General features: G+C 41.9%; 25 protein-coding genes and 1 other annotated feature. Of the genes, 24 read left to right on the top strand and 1 reads right to left on the bottom strand.

Annotated elements, in window-relative coordinates:
• The first annotated feature begins 184 nt into the window (after window positions 1-184).
• The 17 genes from ACCB35_RS15310 to ACCB35_RS15230 all read left to right on the top strand — a co-directional run bounded on the left by ACCB35_RS15310 (window position 185) and on the right by ACCB35_RS15230 (window position 16,197).
• A complete protein-coding gene (locus tag ACCB35_RS15310; RefSeq protein WP_374054369.1) occupies window positions 185-781 on the top strand; it encodes a biotin transporter BioY in 597 nt (198 codons plus the stop codon).
• Between the two features lie 21 nt (window positions 782-802).
• A complete protein-coding gene (gene bioB, locus ACCB35_RS15305; RefSeq protein WP_374054368.1) occupies window positions 803-1,810 on the top strand; it encodes a biotin synthase BioB in 1,008 nt (335 codons plus the stop codon).
• 186 nt (window positions 1,811-1,996) lie between these two features.
• A complete protein-coding gene (locus ACCB35_RS15300; protein WP_034757353.1) occupies window positions 1,997-2,182 on the top strand; it encodes a hypothetical protein in 186 nt (61 codons plus the stop codon).
• Between the two features lie 15 nt (window positions 2,183-2,197).
• Window positions 2,198-2,329 carry a YrzQ family protein gene (locus tag ACCB35_RS15295; protein WP_374054367.1) on the top strand — a complete coding sequence of 44 codons (132 nt, stop codon included), beginning with the start codon at window positions 2,198-2,200 and terminating at the stop codon, window positions 2,327-2,329.
• A 338-nt stretch (window positions 2,330-2,667) separates the two neighbouring features.
• Window positions 2,668-3,744, top strand: a complete 1,077-nt coding sequence (locus ACCB35_RS15290; RefSeq protein ID WP_374054366.1) for an AI-2E family transporter — start codon at window positions 2,668-2,670, stop codon at window positions 3,742-3,744.
• Window positions 3,745-3,819: 75 nt separating this feature from the next.
• Window positions 3,820-4,048, top strand: a binding site (T-box leader).
• Between the two features lie 62 nt (window positions 4,049-4,110).
• Window positions 4,111-6,744, top strand: a complete 2,634-nt coding sequence (alaS, locus tag ACCB35_RS15285; protein WP_374054365.1) for an alanine--tRNA ligase — start codon at window positions 4,111-4,113, stop codon at window positions 6,742-6,744.
• A gap of 83 nt (window positions 6,745-6,827) precedes the next feature.
• A complete protein-coding gene (locus ACCB35_RS15280; protein ID WP_034757362.1) occupies window positions 6,828-7,094 on the top strand; it encodes an IreB family regulatory phosphoprotein in 267 nt (88 codons plus the stop codon).
• A 3-nt stretch (window positions 7,095-7,097) separates the two neighbouring features.
• Complete coding sequence (gene ruvX, locus ACCB35_RS15275) at window positions 7,098-7,514, top strand: Holliday junction resolvase RuvX (protein WP_044339563.1); 417 nt, start codon at window positions 7,098-7,100, stop codon at window positions 7,512-7,514.
• 14 nt (window positions 7,515-7,528) lie between these two features.
• Window positions 7,529-7,819, top strand: a complete 291-nt coding sequence (locus ACCB35_RS15270) for a DUF1292 domain-containing protein (RefSeq protein WP_374054364.1) — start codon at window positions 7,529-7,531, stop codon at window positions 7,817-7,819.
• A gap of 198 nt (window positions 7,820-8,017) precedes the next feature.
• Complete coding sequence (mltG, locus tag ACCB35_RS15265) at window positions 8,018-9,118, top strand: endolytic transglycosylase MltG (protein ID WP_374057039.1); 1,101 nt, start codon at window positions 8,018-8,020, stop codon at window positions 9,116-9,118.
• 200 nt (window positions 9,119-9,318) lie between these two features.
• Entirely contained in the window at window positions 9,319-9,966 is a 648-nt protein-coding gene (locus ACCB35_RS15260; protein ID WP_374054363.1) for an O-methyltransferase, read from the top strand.
• Complete coding sequence (locus ACCB35_RS15255) at window positions 9,963-10,892, top strand: peptidase U32 family protein (protein ID WP_374054362.1); 930 nt, start codon at window positions 9,963-9,965, stop codon at window positions 10,890-10,892. The genes ACCB35_RS15260 and ACCB35_RS15255 overlap by 4 nt, the downstream gene beginning before the upstream one ends.
• A gap of 37 nt (window positions 10,893-10,929) precedes the next feature.
• Entirely contained in the window at window positions 10,930-12,207 is a 1,278-nt protein-coding gene (locus tag ACCB35_RS15250; protein WP_374054361.1) for a U32 family peptidase, read from the top strand.
• Between the two features lie 5 nt (window positions 12,208-12,212).
• The gene (gene udk / locus ACCB35_RS15245; RefSeq protein WP_044339568.1) at window positions 12,213-12,848 is read left to right on the top strand and encodes a uridine kinase; all 636 of its coding nucleotides are present in this window, start codon (window positions 12,213-12,215) and stop codon (window positions 12,846-12,848) included.
• A 176-nt stretch (window positions 12,849-13,024) separates the two neighbouring features.
• Window positions 13,025-13,501: a transcription elongation factor GreA gene (gene greA / locus ACCB35_RS15240; protein WP_044339569.1), complete on the top strand. Its 477-nt coding sequence runs from the start codon at window positions 13,025-13,027 to the stop codon at window positions 13,499-13,501.
• Window positions 13,502-13,599: 98 nt separating this feature from the next.
• Window positions 13,600-15,357 carry a peptidoglycan D,D-transpeptidase FtsI family protein gene (locus ACCB35_RS15235; protein ID WP_374054360.1) on the top strand — a complete coding sequence of 586 codons (1,758 nt, stop codon included), beginning with the start codon at window positions 13,600-13,602 and terminating at the stop codon, window positions 15,355-15,357.
• 138 nt (window positions 15,358-15,495) lie between these two features.
• Window positions 15,496-16,197, top strand: a complete 702-nt coding sequence (locus ACCB35_RS15230) for a DUF1510 family protein (protein WP_374054359.1) — start codon at window positions 15,496-15,498, stop codon at window positions 16,195-16,197.
• A gap of 48 nt (window positions 16,198-16,245) precedes the next feature.
• Here ACCB35_RS15230 and ACCB35_RS15225 read toward each other — a convergent pair whose 3' ends face one another.
• The gene (locus ACCB35_RS15225) at window positions 16,246-16,452 is read right to left on the bottom strand and encodes a DUF2536 family protein (RefSeq protein ID WP_044339571.1); all 207 of its coding nucleotides are present in this window, start codon (window positions 16,450-16,452) and stop codon (window positions 16,246-16,248) included.
• A 197-nt stretch (window positions 16,453-16,649) separates the two neighbouring features.
• Between ACCB35_RS15225 and ACCB35_RS15220 the strand changes: the two genes are divergently transcribed.
• From ACCB35_RS15220 to ACCB35_RS15190, 7 genes are all read left to right on the top strand, one after another.
• Entirely contained in the window at window positions 16,650-17,288 is a 639-nt protein-coding gene (locus ACCB35_RS15220) for a class I SAM-dependent methyltransferase (RefSeq protein WP_374054358.1), read from the top strand.
• A gap of 15 nt (window positions 17,289-17,303) precedes the next feature.
• Complete coding sequence (gene mtnN / locus ACCB35_RS15215) at window positions 17,304-17,996, top strand: 5'-methylthioadenosine/S-adenosylhomocysteine nucleosidase (protein WP_374054357.1); 693 nt, start codon at window positions 17,304-17,306, stop codon at window positions 17,994-17,996.
• A gap of 147 nt (window positions 17,997-18,143) precedes the next feature.
• Window positions 18,144-19,067, top strand: coding sequence for a PLP-dependent cysteine synthase family protein (locus ACCB35_RS15210; protein WP_374054356.1), 924 nt, complete (start codon window positions 18,144-18,146; stop codon window positions 19,065-19,067).
• A gap of 2 nt (window positions 19,068-19,069) precedes the next feature.
• Window positions 19,070-20,206, top strand: coding sequence for a bifunctional cystathionine gamma-lyase/homocysteine desulfhydrase (locus ACCB35_RS15205; RefSeq protein ID WP_374054355.1), 1,137 nt, complete (start codon window positions 19,070-19,072; stop codon window positions 20,204-20,206).
• Between the two features lie 102 nt (window positions 20,207-20,308).
• Window positions 20,309-20,548, top strand: coding sequence for a YrhC family protein (locus tag ACCB35_RS15200; RefSeq protein ID WP_374054354.1), 240 nt, complete (start codon window positions 20,309-20,311; stop codon window positions 20,546-20,548).
• Between the two features lie 396 nt (window positions 20,549-20,944).
• Entirely contained in the window at window positions 20,945-21,085 is a 141-nt protein-coding gene (locus ACCB35_RS15195; protein ID WP_172655777.1) for a YrzI family small protein, read from the top strand.
• A gap of 26 nt (window positions 21,086-21,111) precedes the next feature.
• Window positions 21,112-21,267: a hypothetical protein gene (locus ACCB35_RS15190; protein WP_299738577.1), complete on the top strand. Its 156-nt coding sequence runs from the start codon at window positions 21,112-21,114 to the stop codon at window positions 21,265-21,267.
• Window positions 21,268-21,733 lie beyond the last annotated feature (466 nt).

Here is a 21,733-nt window from a genome sequence, read left to right as displayed (position 1 = left end):
TAACGAATGAATATTTCTCAGGTGGAAATCATTCATTCGTCAACCTTTTTTTGTTGATTTTATTAGGGTAAGCACGTCACCTGCTCAATGTATTTAAGTTAACCAATATAAAAATTAAGTTGACATATATTTAAGTGAAGCGATATCCTTATGTTGTAGAAAAATGACAGATGGGGGAAGACAGATGAACAGAAAATTAAGGACAATCGATCTTACATTGGCAGGAATGTTTGTCGCGTTAATGGCAATCGGGGCAAACATTACTACATTTGTGCCTTTCATGGTAGTAGGTGGTGTTCCCATTACATTACAAACGTTCTTTGCGATTTTAGCAGGAGCCATCCTGGGTAGCAGGGTCGGGGCTATTTCCATGTCGGTGTACGCATTAGTCGGATTAGTGGGTGTTCCTGTATTTGCAAGATTTGGAGCAGGGTTATCTTCCATTGTCAGTCCGACTTTCGGATTTATCGTTTCGTTTATTTTCACAGCTTACATTACAGGTAAAATCGTAGAGAAACACAAGGGGATCAAGGTTTACATTTTCGCGGCACTAGTCGGGATGGCTGTCAATTATGTGGTTGGTACGAACTGGATGTATGCAGCATACAAGCTTTGGGCTGCAGCTCCTGAAGGATTTACTTATAAACTTGCATGGGCCTGGATGGTGGTTCCTTTACCGAAAGACATCATATTGGCCGTATGTGCCGGATTAATGGCTCATCGTCTGGATAAAACGGTGCTTTCAAAAAGTACATTTAAGAATTTAAAAAGAGCGGCTTAAACAAAAGGGGGAGAAGTTTATATGAAAACGTGGAAGGAACTGGCAGTTGGGGTGATCGAGGGTGAAGAATTGACGAATGAAGAGGCAATATCGATTTTACAAAGCCCGGATGATGAGCTTTTAGAATTATTACATAGCGCATATCTGATTCGAAAACATTATTATGGAAACAAAGTAAAATTAAACATGATCATCAATACGAAATCGGGTTTATGCCCTGAAAATTGCGGCTATTGTTCACAGTCCATCGTTTCAAAAGCACCGATCGAAAAATATCGCATGGTCGATAAAGAAACGATTTTAAAGGGAGCTGAAAATGCTCACCAACTTAATGTGGGTACCTATTGCATTGTTGCGAGTGGAAGAGGCCCGAGCAATCGTGAAGTGGATCATGTGGTTTCAGCGGTGAAGGAAATAAAAGAGCAATACAACTTAAAGGTATGTGCATGCCTGGGGTTATTAAAAGGTGACCAGGCAAAACGGCTGAAAGAAGCAGGAGTGGACCGTTACAACCATAACATCAATACTTCAGAAAATCATCATGAAAACATCACTACTTCCCATACATACGAAGACAGGGTGAATACGGTTGAGCAAGCGAAGGCACAAGGCATATCACCTTGCTCCGGAATCATTGTGGGAATGAAAGAAACGTTGCAGGATGTTGTCGATATGGCCCTCAGCCTAAAGGTGCTAGATGCTGACTCGATTCCAGTGAATTTTCTTCATGCGATTGACGGTACTCCCCTGGAAGGAACGAATGAACTCGATCCGAGATATTGTTTAAAAGTCCTTTGTTTGATGCGCTTCATCAATCCAACAAAAGAAATCCGTATTTCCGGGGGACGGGAAGTGAACCTGCGCAGTTTACAGCCCCTGGGACTTTATCCGGCTAACTCGATCTTTGTTGGTGATTACTTAACAACTGCAGGCCAGGAAGGGACAGCCGATCACCAAATGCTTGAAGATCTGGGGTTTGAAATTGATTATGTAATAGAAGAAAGAGAGCAGGTAACTTCGGCAAAATAAATTTAGGTGGGTGCTTTGGAAAAGGTTACTCATCATTAAATCAGGAAAATATCCCACACTATATAAGAACGGTGATTCACCGTTTGTGCGGATATTCTCATTAAACAAGTATAAATTGAGCCCGGATTGGTCATGATGGTAGGGAATAATCACCATTTTTGGTGTAACCAGAGGTGAGCCTTACCGATGAAGTGTCCAAATTGTCAGAGCAAAGATATCGGAAAGATCGGCATCAACCAATATTATTGTTGGGGTTGCTATATAGAACTTTCCTTGTCCAAAGGAGTCATCCATACTCATCAAGTAGAAGAGGATGGATCACTTAGCTCCTTAGACGACTTGTTTGATGAGGAAGAACGCCGACTAAGCTAGGAAGAGGTGTCTTTCTTGAACAAAACATTTGCATCCATCGTTGGTTTTGGAGCAGGAGTCGCTGCTTCTATCTATTCTCAAAGATCCAATATGATGAACCAAAGACAAATGAAACGAATTCGTAAACAAGTAAAGAAACTTTTTTAACAGCTAAAAAGGCTGACTTTCGGGTCAGTCTTTTTTTAATATTCCGATTGAAAATGATAAGTGGGAGTAATGATTATTTCTTATTTCAATTTAAGAAGTATTAGATAGTAAATGAAGAAAAAATCACTAAATCTTTATCTATACAACAAGTTTATTTGGATATCAGCGAAATCATAATTTTATCAGCGAAATACCCAATATATCAGCGGCAACCGTCTCCCCCATACTACTGTCCCATAAATTTCCTGTCAGGTCTGCCTTATCTGACCACGTATGTCTAATGAATAAAAAACCCTCCTACATTCCAACACTAGAGAAGAAGAGAGGGAGTGCTGATAATGGAAAAGAGACCCTATGCCAAATGGTTGTACCGACTTTCAATAGCTCTTATTTTTTCTTTATTCCTATATATTCTCTACTTATTAAAGCCTGTATGGCATCCGGTCCTGGAAGTTTTGTTCTTTTCGCTCCTCCCCTTCTTGATCGGGGGATTCATTGCCTATTTGCTTCATCCAATAGTAGAAAAAATCCATGAGGCGGGCATTCATAGAGGAATAGCCATTATGCTCATCTACATCCTTTTCTTCGGAGGATTAGGCTACGCGATCTATAAGGGGACACCAATCATCATACATCAGCTGAAAGATTTATCAGAGAATGCGCCACTTTTTACAAAACAATACCAGAGGTGGCTGGACTATGTGCAAAGCGAGACCTCCACTTGGCCAGACGGAATACAATCTCAATTAGAGGAGAGAATTGACGGGATCGAAGCCTGGTTGACGGGGCTGGTGGCAGTCGTTCTGGCCACTGTGATGAAGTTTATGAACAGCTTGCTTCTTGTTGCGATCATTCCCTTCGTATCTTTTTATTTATTAAAGGATATTACGAAGGTGAAAAAATTCCTTTGGCAGCTTACCCCTAAAAAATGGAAGAATAGCGCGATTTCATTTTCAAAGGATGTGGATGAATCGCTGGGAGGCTATATCCGGGGACAGCTTTTAGTTTGTTTGATCATTGGGGGACTTTCAGCATTGACACTCTGGTTGATCGGTATGAAGTATCCCTTGATCCTCGGATTGATTATTGGAGTAACCAATGTAATCCCCTATTTCGGACCGATTATCGGAGCGGTTCCAGCTGCCATTGTGGCAAGTACGATTTCTGTCAATATGATTATATATGTCATCATCATGGTCGTAGTTCTCCAATTTCTTGAAGGGAATATCTTATCACCCCTCATTGTCGGGAAAAGTCTTCATATGCATCCCCTGTTTATTATGGCTGCCCTTATCATCGGTGGTGAAGTAGGAGGAGTGATCGGCATGATTGTTGCTGTCCCGTTTTTAGCAGTTGTAAAAGTAGCTATTTTACATGGACGGACCCATTTCCTTCATGCAGCAGGGGAAGATTAACTAAAAAAATGGGAATCAACATTGACAAATACAGTGAATATTTCTATAATCCAACATATACAAGTATTCGTATAAAATAAAGCAATGAAGGATCGAGTACGTTATAGTCCATCTTATAGAGAGGGATTCCCCAGGCTGCAAGGGATTCCAGATGAAGGATAACCGAACGCTAATCCTGAGTGCAGGTAAAACCTGCCGTCTATCCGCGTTAAGGTGTTTTGAGGGATGAATATAAGAAAAGTCGAAGGGCTTTCCTTTATTCATAACCAGGGTGGTACCGCGAGAAACAGCTCTCGTCCCTGTTTTAGGGATGAGGGCTTTTTTGTATTCTTTTTTAACCATACATATAAAGGAGGAAGCTTGAAAATGAACAAATTAACAGGCGCAGAAATTCGTCAGAAGTTTTTAGATTTCTTTCAGGAAAAAGGACATGGTGTGGAACCAAGTGCCTCATTAGTTCCCCATGAAGATCCGTCCCTTTTATGGATCAATAGTGGAGTAGCTACATTAAAGAAGTATTTTGATGGGCGCGTCATTCCTCAAAATCCAAGAATCGTGAATGCTCAAAAATCCATTCGTACAAATGACATCGAGAACGTAGGCAAAACAGCCCGTCATCATACGTTTTTCGAAATGCTTGGTAACTTCTCGATTGGGGACTATTTTAAAGTAGAAGCGATCGAATGGGCTTGGGAGTTCTTGACGGATGAAAAATGGGTCGGCTTCGATCCCGAGAAGCTTTCCGTTACCATTCACCCAGAAGATCATGAAGCATTTGATATTTGGAACAAAAAAGTGGGCGTACCAGCTGAACGGATCATCCGCATTGAAGGGAACTTCTGGGATATCGGGGAAGGTCCAAGTGGCCCGAATACAGAAATTTTCTACGATCGCGGGCCTGAATATGGGGACAATCCTGAAGACCCTGAATTATATCCGGGTGGAGAGAATGATCGTTACCTTGAGGTATGGAATCTTGTGTTCTCACAATTCAATCATAACCCTGATGGGACATACACTCCGCTCCCTAAGAAAAATATTGATACAGGTATGGGACTTGAACGTATGGCATGTGTCGTACAAGAAGTACCTACAAACTTTGATACCGATTTATTTATGCCAATCATTTCAGCTACTGAGGAAATCTCCGGTAAGTCTTACGGCAAAGACAATGACATCGATGTAGCGTTCAAAGTCATCGCTGATCATATCAGAACGGTTGCCTTTGCAATCGGTGACGGAGCTCTTCCATCCAATGAAGGCCGTGGCTATGTCTTAAGAAGACTGCTTCGCCGTGCTGTTCGATTTGCGAAACAAATTGAAATCAACCGTCCATTCATGTATGAATTGGTCCCGGTTGTTTCTGAAATCATGGTGGATTTCTACCCGGAAGTGAAACAAAAGGCTGAATTCATCCAAAAAGTAGTGAAAAATGAAGAAGATCGCTTCCACGAAACATTGAACGAGGGGTTAGCTATTCTTTCTTCCATCATCAAGGTACAAAAATCTGCAGGTAACAAGATCGTTCCTGGTGAGGATGTCTTCCGTTTGTATGATACGTACGGATTCCCGGTTGAATTAACGGAAGAATATGCAGAAGAAGAAGGATTAACAGTTGACCATGATGGTTTTGAAAAAGAAATGGAAGCTCAGCGTGAAAGAGCGAGATCGGCTCGCCAGGATGTAGGAAGCATGCAGGTGCAGGGTGGAGTCCTTAGTGACATCACGGTAGAAAGTCGCTTTGTAGGGTATGACACATTAGAAACGACTGCTACTATTCTTGAATTGTTAGTAGACAATGAACGTCAGCCGAAAGTCGATAAAGGACAGGAATGTCAATTCATTCTGGACCAGACACCTTTCTACGCAGAGAGCGGCGGACAAATCGGCGATAAAGGATACATTGAAGCCATGGGTGTGAAGGTTTTGGTGACAAACGTCAAGAAAGCGCCCAATGGTCAAAACCTTCACTCTGCCATCGTTGAAGAGGGTACGTTAGAGCAACATGCACAGGTGCTAGCGAAAGTGTCCCGTGAATCCAGAACAAGAGTGGAGAAAAATCACACAGCTACTCACATCCTTCATCAGGCATTGAAAGATGTCCTTGGAGATCATGTAAACCAGGCAGGTTCTTTAGTGGAACCAGATCGCCTGCGTTTCGACTTCTCTCATTTCGGTTCTGTTTCCCAGGAAGAGATTGAGCAGATCGAAACCATTGTCAATGAGAAGGTTTGGAAGGCTATTTCAGTTAACACAGCCCTGAAATCATTATCAGAGGCAAAAGCGATGGGGGCTATGGCTTTATTCGGTGAAAAATACGGGGAAGAAGTTCGCGTCGTATCGATTGGAGAATATAGCTTAGAACTTTGTGGTGGCTGTCATGTATCGAACACGTCTGAAATCGGATTATTTAAGATCCTTTCTGAAAGTGGAATCGGAGCAGGAACGAGAAGGATTGAAGCTGTTACAGCAGAGAATGCTTATAAAGTGTTGAATGATCAGGTTTCTCAACTGAAGGAAGTAGCAGGTAAACTTAAAGCGAATCCTAAAGAAGTCGTCAATCGCGTGGACTCTTTATTAGTGGAAATGAAAGAGCTTCAAAGAGAAAATGAATCTTTATCCGCAAAGTTGTCTAACATAGAAGCAGGTAGCTTAACGGATCAAGTCAAAGTCATTGACGGGGTAAATGTTCTTTCCGCGAAAGTGGCTGCTGGAGATAGCAATGGATTACGTACAATGATGGATGATCTTAAACTTAAATTGGGCTCCGGGGTTATTGTATTGGCAACAACTGGGGACGACAAAGTTACGATCATTGCAGGAGTTACGAAGGACTTAGTCGAAAAAGGATATCATGCTGGAAAACTTGTTAAAGAAGTGGCTTCACGCTGTGGTGGAGGAGGCGGTGGCCGTCCGGACATGGCTCAAGCCGGGGGGAAACACCCGGAAAAAGTAGAAGAAGCACTGCAAATTGTAGAAGAATGGGTCAAATCCATTTAACTCCTTGTGAAAGTGGTGTACAATGTAGGTAACGATTAACAATTCGGTTGTCAAAAAGACAAGCCTAAAGAGAGGTGCTAAAAATGAGTTCTTTTGACAAAACGATGCGGTTTGATTTTTCAGAGGAGCCGTTCGAACATGACGTGAAGGAAGTACTCCTGCAGGTTCATGATGCTCTTCAAGAAAAAGGGTACAACCCGATCAATCAAATCGTAGGGTACTTATTATCTGGAGATCCTGCTTACATTCCTAGACATCAAGATGCCAGAAATATCATCCGCCGTTTAGAACGTGATGAGATCATCGAAGAATTAGTCAAATCGTATTTGAAACAGCACAAAGAGGGATAATACATGCGTGTAATGGGTTTAGACGTCGGCTCTAAAACAGTGGGAGTCGCAATTAGCGATGAGCTTGGTTGGACTGCTCAAGGAATTGAAACGATTAAGATTGACGAAGATCAAGGTGTGTTCCGGATCGACCGATTAAAGGAACTTGCCGAAGAGTACCAGGTGGGTACAGTTGTAGTCGGATTGCCTAAAAATATGAACAACTCAATTGGTCCCCGTGGAGAAGCGTCTAAAGCTTATGGAGAATTGATTCAGCAAGAGTTATCCCTTCCCGTTAAATATTGGGATGAGCGACTGAGTACAATGGCAGCTGAACGAGTCCTTTTAGAGGCCGATGTAAGTAGGAAGAAACGTAAGAAAGTAATTGATAAAATGGCTGCGATGATGATCCTTCAGGGATTTCTTGACAGCCAAAAATAATGAGGTGAATGTTCATGGAACACGGTGAAAAACAAATTACAGTAGTTGACGAACAAGGAAATGAACAATTATGCGAGGTTCTTTTCACGTTTGAATCAGATAAATTCAATAAATCATATGTCCTGTACTATCCATTGGGTGCAGATGAGAATGATGAAGAAGAAATCGAAATTCACGCGTCTGCTTTCCTTCCTGGAGACGAAGGTCAAGAAGGCGAATTAAAGCCGATTGAAACAGAAGAAGAGTGGGATATGATCGAAGAAATGTTAAACACTTTCTTGGACGAAAAAGAAGACGCAGAATAAACAATAAGCTATAGCTTCATAAGAAACAGGGACCGCAAAAAGGGACAAAAAATTCACCTTTTTGCAGGTCCCTGTTTCACTTTGTGCAAAATATTGTATAATAGTGGAGATGATGTCGAATTACGCACAACGGATATCCCGCTTTTTTGCTCGAAAGGGGGAAATATAGCTTTGGAAAAAAACATAAAAGAAACGCTTATGAAAAAACTTCTGGAGAGACAAGAGGAGGCAAAGGTCATTAGAAAAATAGTAGGACTTGTCATTCTTTGTCTTGTCATCATTATTGGAGGAACGGCCATCGGTGGGTACCTTTATGTGAATTCAGCCTTAAAACCCGTCGACCCGGACAATACGAAACCAGTAAAAGTCGAAATACCCATAGGCTCTGGAGTGACGTCCATCGGGAACATTCTGGAGGAAGAAGGAATCGTTAAGAATTCAACGGTCTTTAAATACTATGTGAAATTTAACAATGAATCCGGTTTTCAGGCAGGTTCTTATGACTTGACACCTTCCATGACATTAAATGAAATTGTTAACAGCTTAAAAACAGGGAAGGTAATGAGGAAAGCAGAGTTTAAGATTACCGTACCCGAGGGATTGCAACTAGATCAAATCGCTGAGATCATTGCTGATAAGTCCCCATATAAGAAAGAGGAAATTGAAAAAAAATTAAATGATAAGAAATGGCTCGAGCAATTAAAACAGGAATATCCGGCACTGATAACTGATGAAATATTAAATGAACAAATTAAGCGTCCGTTAGAAGGGTATCTATATCCTGCGACATATCCTTTCTATGAGAAGAAGCCTTCTTTAGAAGCGATCTTAACGAAAATGATTGCACAAACGAACGAAGTCCTTGCTCAATATGAGGGGGCGATGGCAGATAAGGAATACACCGCCCATGAGCTTCTTACGTTATCTTCCCTCATTGAAGAAGAAGCAACGGAAAAAGCAGACAGAGGGAAAATCTCAAGTGTTTTCTATAATCGTATTGAGGAAGGTATGCCTCTTCAAACCGATCCTACAGTACTTTATGCATTAGGCAAACATAAAAAAAGAACCGTCTACAAAGATCTTGAAGTGGATTCACCTTATAACACTTATCAAGTGAAGGGGTTGCCGCCGGGGCCAATCGCAAATGCCGGTGTGTCTTCGATTGAAGCGGCATTAGAACCAGAAGATACAGAGTATTACTATTTCCTGGCTTCTTCAAATGGATCCGTTTATTATTCTGAAACTTTAGAAGAACATAACGATAAAAAGGCGAAGTACATTACAAACAAAGAAGAATAGCATTTTGAGGAGAGGAAAGAAACATTCGCTTTCCTCTTCTCTATGTGGTAAAATAGTACAAGTTATTTTTATATACGGGCGATATCTTTATGAAGATGTGTGTGAAGTAGAAAGCTCATTGTAGCTTTCTTCTTTTCATGTTGTCTGAGAATGGATCGTTTACCCCGGACCACTTATGAACATGATCGTGAGGCTTATTTATGAACGAACAAGTTATTCACTATATAGAATCAATCGTGAAAGAACGTCCTGCATTAATTGCAGAGATGGAACAATATGCCGAGCTTCATAATGTACCCATTATGGAGCTGGTAGGAATCGAAGCACTCCTTGGTATGTTAAGGATTCAACAGCCGAAACGGATCCTTGAAATCGGAACGGCTATTGGATATTCCGCTCTCAGAATGGCGGAGGCTCTTCCCCACTCGACAATCGTTACACTTGAACGTGATGAAGAAAGGTTTGACGCAGCTCAGAGCTTCCTCTCCCGTTCAGAGGACGGTAAGAGGGTCGTAACTTTATTTGGTGATGCCCTGGAACTTGGGGAGGAAGTGGCGAAGCACGGTCCTTTTGATGCGATTTTCATTGATGCGGCCAAGGGACAATACCTTAAATTCTTTGAGCTTTATTCTGAAATGCTGTCAGAGGAAGGGGTCGTCTACTCGGATAATGTCCTGTTCAAGGGACTTGTCGCTCAAGAAGAGGTAGAGCAGAAAAGAATCCGGAACATGGTCAAGAAACTACAGAATTATAATGCATGGCTTATGAACCATGAGCATTTTAATACGAGTATTTTACCCGTTGGAGACGGTATTGCCATCAGTAAAAAAAGAGGTGAACGCTCATGAAAAAACCAGAATTACTTGTAACCCCTGTCTCTGTTTGTGACATTGAAGCGTTAGCATTGGCGGGAGCGGATGCGTTTATGATCGGTGAACAAAGGTATGGCTTGAGGCTTGCTGGAGAGTTTTCAAGAGAAGATGTAGCCGAAGCAATCAAAGCGGCACACAAACACGGTAAAAAAGTGTATGTAGCCATGAACGCCCTTTTCCATAATGATAAAATTTCCGAACTTGACGACTACATTGCATTTCTTCAAGAAGCAGGCGCGGATGCGATTGTGTTCGGCGATCCTGCTGTGTTAATGGCTGCCCGTGAAGTGGCACCGGATATGTTGCTCCATTGGAATACCGAAACGACTGCCACCAATTGGTACACGTGTAATTATTGGGGCAGAAAAGGGGCGAAACGTGCTGTACTGGCCCGGGAATTAAGCATGGATTCCATTGTGGAAATGAAAGAGAATGCAGAGGTTGAAATCGAGGTCCAGGTCCACGGAATGACATGCATGTTCCAATCAAAACGCTCTTTACTTGGCAACTACTTTGAGTATAGAGGCAAGGCGATGGAGATTGAGAACCGTAAAGAACAACGAAATATGTTCCTGCACGATGAAGAGCGTCATAATAAATATCCAATCTATGAAGATGAGAACGGCACTCATATTATGAGTCCAAATGATATGTGCATTGTTGATGAGCTGGGTGAAATGATCGAGGCAGGCATTGATTCTTTCAAAATAGATGGGGTATTAAAATCATCAGATTATATTTTGGAAGTGACGAAACTATATCGAAAAGCCATTGATTTATGTGTAGAAGACGAAGATCAATACGAAGAGAAAAAAGACGATTTGCTGGAAGAAGCGAAGAACCTGCAACCGGAAAATCGTCCTCTGGATACGGGATTCTTCTTTAAAGAAACGGTGTATTGAGAATGAAATATTGTTTGATCAGAACGGAGGAGTTACGATGACCACGGTTGTGAAAAAACCTATATCCAAGATGGTAGATGGAAAGCGTGTCATTGTGAAGAAACCTGAGTTACTGGCTCCTGCTGGTAATCTGGAAAAATTGAAAATAGCTGTCCATTACGGTGCAGATGCAGTCTATATTGGCGGACAGGAGTATGGTCTGCGGTCAAACGCCGGAAATTTCACACTCGACCAAATGAAAGAGGGCGTGGAGTTTGCGAGAGGCTATGGTGCCAAAATATATGTGACAACCAACATCTATGCCCATAATGAGAATATGGATGGTCTTGACGACTACTTGCGTGGACTTCAAGAAGCCGGAGTCGCCGGGATTATTGTGGCAGATCCACTCATCATTGAAACATGCAGGAGGGTCGCTCCGAATGTTGAGGTACATTTAAGTACCCAGCAGTCCCTTTCAAACTGGAAAGCGGTTCAGTTCTGGAAGGAAGAAGGACTTGATCGAGTGGTATTAGCCCGTGAAGCAAGCGGCGACGAAATCCGTGAAATGAAAGAAAAAGTGGATATTGAAATCGAGACCTTTATCCATGGGGCTATGTGTATTGCCTACTCCGGCCGCTGTACACTAAGTAACCATATGACGGCCCGTGACTCAAATCGTGGCGGGTGCTGTCAATCATGCCGTTGGGATTATGATTTATATGAAGTCGATGGAGGTAATGAAAATCCTCTTTACGACAACGGTGATGCACCTTTCGCCATGAGTCCGAAAGATTTAAAGCTGGTTGAATCGATTCCGAGAATGATTGAATTGGGCATTGACAGCTTGAAAATAGAGGGGCGTATGAAGTCCATTCACTACGTAGCCACTGTCGTAAGTGTATACCGTAAAGTGATTGACGAATACTGTAAAGATCCCGATAACTTTGTGATTCAGCAAGAATGGCTGGAAGAACTTGATAAATGTGCGAATCGTGATACGGCCCCCGCGTTCTTTGAGGGGGTTCCCGGCTTCAAGGAGCAAATGTTTGGTGTTCATAATAAGAAAAACACAAATTATGAATTTGTCGGACTTGTGTTAGATTACGACGAAGAAACGCAAATTGTCACCCTGCAACAGAGAAATCATTTTAAAACAGGTCAAGAAGTAGAATTTTTCGGACCTGAAATCTCAAACTTCACGCAAGTTGTCGAGAAGATGTGGGATGAAAAGGGAAATGAGCTTGATGTTGCACGTCACCCATTACAAATTGTGAAATTCAAGGTTCATCAGAGAGTATATCCTGATAACATGATGCGAAAGGAGAACACCTAATACTTATGAAGCATAAACCAGTTGTGATTGGTGTAGCAGGAGGATCGGGCTCAGGTAAAACTAGTGTTACCAAAGCTATTTATGAGCAATTCCAAGGTCATTCGATTTTAATGCTGCAGCAGGACTATTATTATAAAGATCAATCAAATCTACCTTTTGAGGAACGTTTGAAAACAAATTATGATCATCCATTGGCATTTGATAATGATCTTTTGATTCAACATCTGCACGGTCTTTTAGACCATCAACCCGTAAATAAACCGGTATATGATTATAAAATGCACACCCGTTCAGACGACACCATCCTCGTCGAACCGAAAGATGTTATTATTTTAGAAGGAATTTTAGTATTAGAAGATGAAAGATTGCGTAACTTAATGGATATTAAGCTATATGTAGATACAGATGCCGATCTTCGCATCATCAGAAGGATGCTTCGTGATATTAAAGAACGGGGCCGTTCCATTGATTCCGTCATTGATCAATACATTACAGTTGTTCGTCCTATGCATAATCAATTTATCGAACCGACGAAGCGATATGCTGATGTGATCATTCCTGAAGGTGGTCATAATCACGTGGCAATCGATTTAATGGTAACAAAAATTCAAACTATTCTTGAACAAAAGTCATTTTTGTAATACGATAGCATAGATAAAGACATATAGGCGAGATTACATTTCCCACATTGTAAAGAAGCAGGGAATGGAGAGAGAAGGAATTCTCTCTCCATTCCCTACCTTTACATAACTAGCAAATGAATATTTACATAAAGAGTATGGGGAACTCTTAGATAGAAGAAGGAGTGAAGAGGGTCATGAGTACAGAAAAAGTATTTCCGATGACAGCAGAAGGTAAAGAGAAGTTAGAAAAAGAACTGGAGAATTTGAAAACGGTTAAACGTAAAGAAGTCGTTGAGCGAATTAAAATCGCCCGAAGCTTTGGAGATTTATCTGAGAACTCGGAGTACGACGCAGCGAAAGATGAACAAGCATTCGTCGAAGGACGCATTTCTACTTTAGAAAACATGATTCGCAATGCGAAAATCATTCAAGAAGATGATATGAACTCAGATACAGTACAATTAGGTAAGAAAGTAACGTTCGTTGAACTGCCTGACGGAGACAAAGAAACATACACAATCGTCGGTAGTGCAGAAGCGGATCCATTTGAGGGTAAAATCTCAAATGATTCACCAATCGCGAAAAGCCTTCTTGGTCATAAAGTAGGCGCGAAAGTAAGCGTTCAAACTCCAGGTGGAGAAATGAATGTGGAAATTGTAGAAGTAAGTTGATTATATAGGAGGGACTCATTAGTGAGTCTCTTCTTTTTTATGCTGTGAATAAGATTATTTCACATGAAACTCGTCAACAATGGGGACGAGGTGACAAAATGAAACGAAAACGAATCAGGTTACTCAGTATTTTTTTATTACTGGCTCTCTTCGCTTTATCGGGGAGACTGATGCAATTGCAATTATTCCAAACAGAATCCTATTCGAAACATCAAATCAATCTTCTGGAGGAAAGTGTCTCTCAACGAACGCAACAATTGGTGATTGATGAAGGACGTGGAGAATTTCTCGATCGGAACGGGGAACCACTTACGTACACGGAAAAAAATATTCTCGTTCTTTTTCCATTTCTAAAACAAATCGATTGGCCGGTTGAAAAAGTTGCGGGAATTCTTCATGTTCCTCCTCAAACCATTCAAACTAAGGTTGAGGAAGCAAATGGACCGATCGTATTTGGAGGGAAAAATCCTTTACAGCTCAGCGAAAATCAGATGAAAGAAATTAATGCCCTTAAAATTCAGGGGGTGTTTGCTCTCACTAAAAAGTTCAAAAGTAATGAAGTCCCTGCTTCCCAGCTGATCGGTGTGACGGGAGAGAATGCTGATGTGTTTCATAAGCGGTACCCGGATAAAGTAAAAGGGGCTAATCAGAAAATTGGCGTGTCCGGACTTCAAGAGAGCTTTGATGAATGGCTGGTAGCAGAAGAAGAGGCGAAATTAATCTATCATGTTGATGCAATCGGTGGTCCATTATTCGGTGTGGATGTAAAATATTTGGCGCCAGCCAATCCATTCTATCCCCTTAATGTGAAGACGACGATTGATGGTAAGATGCAGCAGGCATTGGAAGAGGTTGCAGATACATATAACATGCAAAAAGGAGGATTACTGCTCCTTGATATTGAAAAAAGCGAAATTGTCGCGAGTGTCTCAAGACCTTCGATGAAAAGTCGTGACCCGTTCAGTGGCGGGGCAACGAATTACATGTTGAAAGCGTTGATCCCCGGTTCCGTATTTAAGACGGTTGTGGCTGCTGCCGCCATGGATGAAGGGATCGTCGATGAAGGCAGATTATTTGCTTGTGATGAAGATATTAGAGGTGGTCGTGCAGATAAGCCGCATGGAAATATCAATATAAAAACAAGTCTTGCCGTCAGCTGTAACCGGACGTTTGCGGATTTGGCGAATGAACTGACGGAGAAGGATGACCATCTTCTTGATGAGTATGCTGAAAAGATAGGCTTGCTTGGTGATATTGCCTGGAAAGGGAATGTCTTTCATTACGAAAGCTTTCCGCAGCTTCAAGTTAGCGAAGGAAGGATCTTCGGGTCGGAAGAACACAGAGGTGAACCTAAACTTGTTTCTCAAACCGGGATCGGACAACAAGAAGTCCGGGTCACCCCCCTGGGCATCGCCAATATGATGGCCACCATCGCCAGGGGAGGAGAGAAATATCAGGTGAGTGCCGTATCCGCAGTCGAGTACCAAAATGGAACGAAGATGTTTTCCTTCCCCAAACAGAAGCAGGAGGGTGAGACGATTACCCCATTTACGGCGATGAAGCTTCAGCAATATTTAAGAGGAGTGGTGAACTCTCCCGAGGGAACGGCACCCTATCTTCAGACGGCGGCCTACAGTATTGCCGGTAAAACAGGAACGGCCCAAACAGGTAATTACCGGGGAGAAGAAGTAAAAGAAAATGAATTGTACAATAAATGGTTCGCAGGATATTTTCCCTTTGAAAATCCTAAATATTCCCTGGTTGCAGTCAACATGGATGTGAAGATCGATGAAGGCGGGATATATCCGATTTTTAAAGATAGCGTAGATGCCATATATAATCTTGAAAACAATTAACCGCATTGTACAATGGTCCTGCGACCTTTTTCCCTTTCTTATGAAAGTAGCTAAAGCCCACTGAGCTGGATAATGTTTCGCTTTATTCTTTTCCTCTTATCATGTTAAAATGTTTAGGATAATAGGGAGGGAAACGTAATGGCGAAATACCAATCTAGATTAGATAAACGTTCCAAGAAGAATACAAATAAAATCTTGAACATCATGATTGCAGTCGTACTTCTATTGATTGTCGTTGTCGGAGCAACAATAGTGATGGGAGGCGGCGATGAAAAGGCATCATCCAGCGCTTCCGATACAGAAACAAAGGATTCGGGCAATAATAATGCTGAAAAAGACGATAAATCTGTTTCTTTAGATGAGGACAAAAAATCTGAGGAAAAAGATAATGAAGATAAAAAAGACGAAGAAAAGAAAAGCGATGAAGAAACACAAAAAGACGAAGCCTCTGATGAAGAGCAGGACACTGTTAAATTAGAAGGCGAAGATCAAAATGAATTAAAAGTAGAAGAAAGTGACGAACCAAATGTGAAGAAAACAATGGTGCACCCTGACTGGAAGCCTATTGGAACTGAGCAGACCGGCGAACACGTATCTTCATATGATTTAGGGTCTGCAGATTGGCAGGAAAAAGTGAAAGCTGTATCGTATGCAACGGGAATCCCTGAAGATAATATGACCGTTTGGTATATCGAAGGGAATGGCGGCCCTCAGAAATCCATGGCAACCGTGACGGCGAAAGATACAAAAACGCCATACAGAGTGTACCTTCAATGGGTGGACGGCAAAGGATGGCAGCCTACGAAAGTACAGGAATTAGTGGAAAATGATAAAGACTGATAATCAATGAAAAAGGCCCTTCCAAATGGAAAGGCCTTTTTCATTGATTCATTTCTTGACTTTAAAATGAACCGCAGCACTATACAATCTTCTTCCATTTTCATCAATGGAAACGGCATGATGTACATGATGGACGCTCAGCATGATGGCTTTATTATGCTGGATTTGTTCATCTACCTTCTTTTCCAGCGTTCGTAAACTATCTGCTTCAAAAAACTCCACTTTATCTTCTATTAAGTCAAATGAAATATTCATAAGATTCTCCTCCTCAATTGCATGTGATATCTCTTGATTGCAGGTTGTCCCTCCTTATTTTAGAGCCGGAAAAAGGATTTTACAATTATTATTTGTTGAAATCATTAGGAGAATATGATAATTTAATAACAGTTTTAAATTTAATTCATAGTATGTTTATAGGAATTATAAACTTAATGCAGCAGAGGTGCTAAATCATGGGTAGAGAATTTTTGGATTTGTTTCAGGATTGGGCAGATTCATATGACGATACAGTTACCGGGAAAGACATTGAATATCAAGCGGTATTCGAGGGTTATGAATCCATTCTTGATGAAGTAGTGTCCCGTTCAAAGGGAAGAGTCGTTGAATTTGGTCCCGGTACTGGAAACTTGACCAAGAAATTACTGGATGCAGGGCTAGAAGTGGTTCCTTTTGAGCCTTCTCCGGAAATGAGAGCGATCGGAATGCAGAAGCTTGGAGAAGAAGTGACGTTCATGGATGGTGATTTCCTAGACTTTTCTTTAGAAGGAAGAGCGGATTCCATCGTAAGCTCCTATGCATTTCATCACTTAACGGATGAAGAAAAGGGAAAAGCTTTTAGCATATATGGAAAGCTCCTAGCACAAGGTGGTAAAATAGTATTTGCCGATACGATGTTTGAAACGGATCAGCACTATCAAGCCGCCATATCCCTAGCAATTAAAAAAGAGTATTACAATCTGGCTGAAGATTTGAAACGGGAATATTACACCTCCTTGGATGTTCTAAGGGAGTTATTGGACCAAAATGGATTTTCAGTTCGTTTTAAGCAAGTGAATACCTTTGTGTGGATTATGGAGGCGACTAAACAGTAGAAAGAGGTTTTAGTAATGAAAATCGCCATCATCGGAGCAATGGAAGAAGAAGTAGCCTTACTTAGGGAAAATATTTCAAACCCTGCAGTGGAAACGATCGCAGGGTGTGAATATACAAGTGGAATGATGAAAGACAAAGAAGTGATCTTACTTCGCTCAGGGATAGGCAAGGTGAATGCAGCGATGTCAACAGCTGTTCTTCTCCAGCACTTTCAACCGGATTGCATCATCAATACAGGGTCAGCAGGAGGATTCGATCCTTCTCTGAATGTTGGTGATGTCGTCATCTCAACAGAAGTAAGACATCACGATGTGGATGTAACGGCTTTTGGATATGAATATGGTCAGGTGCCACAGCTTCCTGCAGCATTTACAGCAGACGGGAAATTGATGCAAACGGCCATTGATAGCGTGAAGGAACTGGGAGATGCACAAGTGGTGTCAGGATTAATCGCCACGGGAGATTCATTCATGAATGATCCGCTGCGGGTGGAAGCGATCCGTGACAAGTTTACTGATTTACAGGCAGTTGAAATGGAAGCGGCCGCCATTGCGCAAGTGGCTCATCAATTCAAAGTGCCATTTGTCATCATTCGATCACTTTCCGATATTGCAGGCAAGGAATCAGATGTTTCCTTCGAGCAATACTTGGAAAAGGCAGCGCTTCACTCTGCCAAGATGGTCATGAGCATTGTAGAGTCTGTTTAATACAAGGAAAATACGGCTGACCCAGGTACCTTTCTTTCTCATTAGAACATGCGGAACGGATGTGTTCATGCGAGCACTCTATTCATGTATACGGAGAACAGGGATGGTGGATGGGTCAGCTTTTTTTTATAAAGGGGGATTGAATCCATGGACGTGTATAAAAGCGTACATGACCTGATTGGGAATACACCGATTGTCGAGATTACAAACTTCCCATTGAAGAAAGGGGTCCGGATCTTTGCTAAGCTGGAATTTTTCAATCCTGGAGGTAGTGTGAAGGATCGTTTAGGCCGGGAATTATTAGAAGATGCCATCCGTAAAGGCAAAATAGAACCGGGAGGCACCTTCATCGAACCGACTGCAGGGAACACGGGAATCGGCCTGGCTCTCGCAGCTGTGAATTCCGGATACAAGGTTCTGTTCTGCATACCTGAAAAATTCAGTATGGAAAAGCAGGAGCTTATGAAAGCCTTGGGCGCCAAAATCATTCATACCCCAACCGGGGAAGGAATGAAGGGGGCCATCGCAAAAGCAAATGAGCTGGTTAAGGAAATCCCGAACTCTTATTCCCCGCAGCAATTTGGGAATGCGGCCAATCCGAAGACGTATTACAAAACGTTGGGACCGGAACTATGGAATCAGATGGATGGCAACATTCATACATTTGTCGCAGGAGCAGGGACAGGTGGTACCTTCATGGGAACTGCTCAATACTTGAAGGAAAGAAATAAGAACATTAAAACGGTCATCGTTGAACCTGAGGGCTCCATCTTGAACGGTGGACCATCAGGACCTCATAAAACAGAAGGGATCGGCATGGAATTTTTACCTCACTATATGGATCCAAGCTATTTTAATAGCATCCATACCGTGACGGACGACAATGCTTTTAAACGAGTAAAAGAGCTTGCGCTGATGGAAGGCTTGCTTGTCGGAAGTTCTTCTGGTGCAGTGCTGCATGCCGCATTGCAGGAAGCGGAAGACGCAGAGCCGGGGAGCCATATCGTCACGATTTTCCCGGATTCAAGTGAGCGTTATCTAAGTAAAAAAATATATGAAGGAGGACTCTAATCATGAAAAAGAAAACACAACTAATTCACGGCGGTATCCCTACAGACCCTCAAACAGGTGCTGTGTCCACTCCCATTTATCAGGTGAGTACGTATAAGCAGGATGAAGTAGGAAAGCATAAAGGTTTTGAATATTCACGTTCAGGAAACCCGACAAGGCACGCACTTGAAGAGTTGATTAAAGATCTGGAAGGCGGGGAAAAAGGTTTTGCCTTCGGATCGGGGATGGCGGCTATCACAGCGGTTATGATGCTATTCAACAGCGGAGATCATATAGTGATGACAGACGATGTGTATGGCGGAACGTACCGCGTCATGACGAAGGTGTTAAATCGCGTAGGTATCGAGTCCACTTTCGTTGATACAAGCGATATCAACAACATCGAAAGTGCCATGCAGCCGAATACAAAGGCTGTATACATTGAAACACCTACAAATCCATTATTGAAAATTACGGATATCGAAGCAGCGGCTTCATTAGCCAAGAAGCACAATCTATTGACGATTGTAGATAATACGTTCAGCACGCCATATTGGCAAAATCCAATCAGCCTGGGAGCAGACATCGTTCTTCACAGTGCAACGAAATACATCGGGGGACATAGTGATGTTGTGGCGGGACTGGTCGTCGTGAATTCCGAAGAGCTTGCTGAAGAGTTATTCTTCGTACAGAATTCCACAGGCGGGGTTCTTGGACCACAGGATTCATGGTTACTGATTCGGGGCATTAAAACCTTGGGGCTGAGAATGGAAGAACATGAAGAGAACACGAAGAAAATAGTGGAGTATCTTACATCACACCAGAAAGTATCAAAGGTTTACTATCCGGGACTCGAAACCCATCCGAATCACGACATTGCCAAGAAACAGGCATCGGGCTTTGGGGGAATGGTTTCCTTTGATGTAGGAAGTGAAGAAAATGCCGACCGTCTGCTCACGAACACCAAATACTTCACATTAGCTGAAAGTCTTGGTGCAGTAGAAAGCTTGATCTCGGTACCTGCCCGCATGACCCACGCGTCCATTCCGGCAGATCGCCGAAATGAGTTAGGGATCACCGACGGTTTGGTACGTATCTCTGTCGGTCTTGAAGACGTAGAGGACCTGATTGAAGATATTGAAAATGCACTTTCAAAGTAATAAGTCTACTGGTAGAACTGGTATCAATTACATGGTAGCTGACATGCGTTAGTATGTTACCATAGAATGAGAGTTTACTAGTTCTAAAGTAGGTGAATGCACATGAAGAACGCAAACAAAAGAACCATGCAACAAAAAATGAACGACTTTAAACGTTTTGGTTTTACGTTACTTGCACTTAGTGTCTTTATGTATTTAGGGGTCATTATCCCAACAGAAACCGTCACACCAAGTAAAACGATCACCCTCATGACGGGGACCGTTGTTTTACTCGGATTGTCACTTATATTTTTTACAAAAGCAATCAAATACAAAAAAGATCTGCAATCTGCAGATGAATAGATCATATAAAGCGGGTTCTCATTGAGGACTCGCTTTTTTTATTCAAAACACCATTATTGCGACATCGCTTTTTGTGTGGAAATTTGTAGAAAAAATAATGAGGAAAGTGGTTTACTTTCTAATGGAAATTGGATATACTAACCAATGTAAGAAAAAAATCACAAGAGGGAGGTCGAAGAACATGTTCGTGCTTATTGGAAAAAAAGACACAACTTCATATTGTTTTCATCATTCGACCGCTTGTGGGATGTTTTACGCTTAATTTTAAATCCATTAAATGATAGCCACAGGGAGAATGTAGGTTCCTGTGGTTTTTTTGTGCCACAAGGATCGGTCTCTTTGTGGCTTTTTAGTATGCCTTGCAGCTCATGAGGCACTTTGAAAGGGGTGATATGTATGACACTGAATCTTTTATTTATTACGGTAACGTTCAAAAAGAAACAAGAAACGTTTGAAGAAGTGACTCACAATGAAACGGTTTCAAAGTTCTATGAAGAAACGAAAACCAAGAACCAGTATATGTCGCAATTGTTCTAAATCGATATCAAATAAGGGAGAGGAGAATGAAATATGATTTATGTACAGGAGAAAAGGCTAAATGCGCTATGGGTAGAGAAGGATACTGCCTAACGAAACAGAAGGTGGGTGGAACGATGTTTTTAAATATTGTTTTTTGGTCGGCTCTCTTCCATAAAAAGAAGAAGCAGGATAAGAAATAGATTGAATAAGGAGGATGCCTTTTTTGGAGGGTGTCCTTCTTTTTTATGGCATTTTCCGCAAAGATTGTTGTTTTCTAACATAGAATCTACCAGGGCTCTGTAAACCAGTTTATGCTGGATGGTGAGGGGAACTGCTCCGCTTTCCGCGGACGTTCGGCCGAGCCTCCTCAGCTACGCTTCCGGGGTCTCGGCACGCCCGTACTTCCGCAGGAGTCTACGCAGTTCCCCTCACCATCTTCAACAGAATTTCTGTGACAGAGCTTCAACATGTACAAGAAAGTCATTTAACTAGAAAAAATAATTCTTCTTTCATAAAAAGGAAATCAATCTCTACCCATAAGGTTGTTTGCTAAAAATCTTATTTTAATTGTTTTCCATTAAGGATTCATCCTCAGAAAGTTGATTGAAGCGGAAGGATTCTCGACTCCTGCGGGAATAGCTGGACAGGTGAGACCCCTGAGGCGCA

This window comes from Rossellomorea sp. FM04394, assembly GCF_041889765.1.
GTDB lineage: Bacteria > Bacillota > Bacilli > Bacillales > Bacillaceae_B > Rossellomorea > Rossellomorea aquimaris_B.
This window is presented reverse-complemented; position numbering and strand designations above follow the sequence as displayed.

Excerpts from the sequence above, each read along its gene's own strand:
- ACCB35_RS15310 (WP_374054369.1), top strand. The coding sequence starts at position 185 with ATGAACAGAAAATTAAGGACAATCGATCTTACATTGGCAGGAATGTTT.
- bioB (WP_374054368.1), top strand. The coding sequence starts at position 803 with ATGAAAACGTGGAAGGAACTGGCAGTTGGGGTGATCGAGGGTGAAGAA.
- ACCB35_RS15300 (WP_034757353.1), top strand. The coding sequence starts at position 1,997 with ATGAAGTGTCCAAATTGTCAGAGCAAAGATATCGGAAAGATCGGCATC.
- ACCB35_RS15290 (WP_374054366.1), top strand. The coding sequence starts at position 2,668 with ATGGAAAAGAGACCCTATGCCAAATGGTTGTACCGACTTTCAATAGCT.
- alaS (WP_374054365.1), top strand. The coding sequence starts at position 4,111 with ATGAACAAATTAACAGGCGCAGAAATTCGTCAGAAGTTTTTAGATTTC.
- ACCB35_RS15280 (WP_034757362.1), top strand. The coding sequence starts at position 6,828 with ATGAGTTCTTTTGACAAAACGATGCGGTTTGATTTTTCAGAGGAGCCG.
- ruvX (WP_044339563.1), top strand. The coding sequence starts at position 7,098 with ATGCGTGTAATGGGTTTAGACGTCGGCTCTAAAACAGTGGGAGTCGCA.
- ACCB35_RS15270 (WP_374054364.1), top strand. The coding sequence starts at position 7,529 with ATGGAACACGGTGAAAAACAAATTACAGTAGTTGACGAACAAGGAAAT.
- mltG (WP_374057039.1), top strand. The coding sequence starts at position 8,018 with ATGAAAAAACTTCTGGAGAGACAAGAGGAGGCAAAGGTCATTAGAAAA.
- ACCB35_RS15260 (WP_374054363.1), top strand. The coding sequence starts at position 9,319 with ATGAACGAACAAGTTATTCACTATATAGAATCAATCGTGAAAGAACGT.
- ACCB35_RS15255 (WP_374054362.1), top strand. The coding sequence starts at position 9,963 with ATGAAAAAACCAGAATTACTTGTAACCCCTGTCTCTGTTTGTGACATT.
- ACCB35_RS15250 (WP_374054361.1), top strand. The coding sequence starts at position 10,930 with ATGACCACGGTTGTGAAAAAACCTATATCCAAGATGGTAGATGGAAAG.
- udk (WP_044339568.1), top strand. The coding sequence starts at position 12,213 with ATGAAGCATAAACCAGTTGTGATTGGTGTAGCAGGAGGATCGGGCTCA.
- greA (WP_044339569.1), top strand. The coding sequence starts at position 13,025 with ATGAGTACAGAAAAAGTATTTCCGATGACAGCAGAAGGTAAAGAGAAG.
- ACCB35_RS15235 (WP_374054360.1), top strand. The coding sequence starts at position 13,600 with ATGAAACGAAAACGAATCAGGTTACTCAGTATTTTTTTATTACTGGCT.
- ACCB35_RS15230 (WP_374054359.1), top strand. The coding sequence starts at position 15,496 with ATGGCGAAATACCAATCTAGATTAGATAAACGTTCCAAGAAGAATACA.
- ACCB35_RS15225 (WP_044339571.1), bottom strand. The coding sequence starts at position 16,452 with ATGAATATTTCATTTGACTTAATAGAAGATAAAGTGGAGTTTTTTGAA.
- ACCB35_RS15220 (WP_374054358.1), top strand. The coding sequence starts at position 16,650 with ATGGGTAGAGAATTTTTGGATTTGTTTCAGGATTGGGCAGATTCATAT.
- mtnN (WP_374054357.1), top strand. The coding sequence starts at position 17,304 with ATGAAAATCGCCATCATCGGAGCAATGGAAGAAGAAGTAGCCTTACTT.
- ACCB35_RS15210 (WP_374054356.1), top strand. The coding sequence starts at position 18,144 with ATGGACGTGTATAAAAGCGTACATGACCTGATTGGGAATACACCGATT.
- ACCB35_RS15205 (WP_374054355.1), top strand. The coding sequence starts at position 19,070 with ATGAAAAAGAAAACACAACTAATTCACGGCGGTATCCCTACAGACCCT.
- ACCB35_RS15200 (WP_374054354.1), top strand. The coding sequence starts at position 20,309 with ATGAAGAACGCAAACAAAAGAACCATGCAACAAAAAATGAACGACTTT.
- ACCB35_RS15195 (WP_172655777.1), top strand. The coding sequence starts at position 20,945 with ATGACACTGAATCTTTTATTTATTACGGTAACGTTCAAAAAGAAACAA.
- ACCB35_RS15190 (WP_299738577.1), top strand. The coding sequence starts at position 21,112 with ATGAAATATGATTTATGTACAGGAGAAAAGGCTAAATGCGCTATGGGT.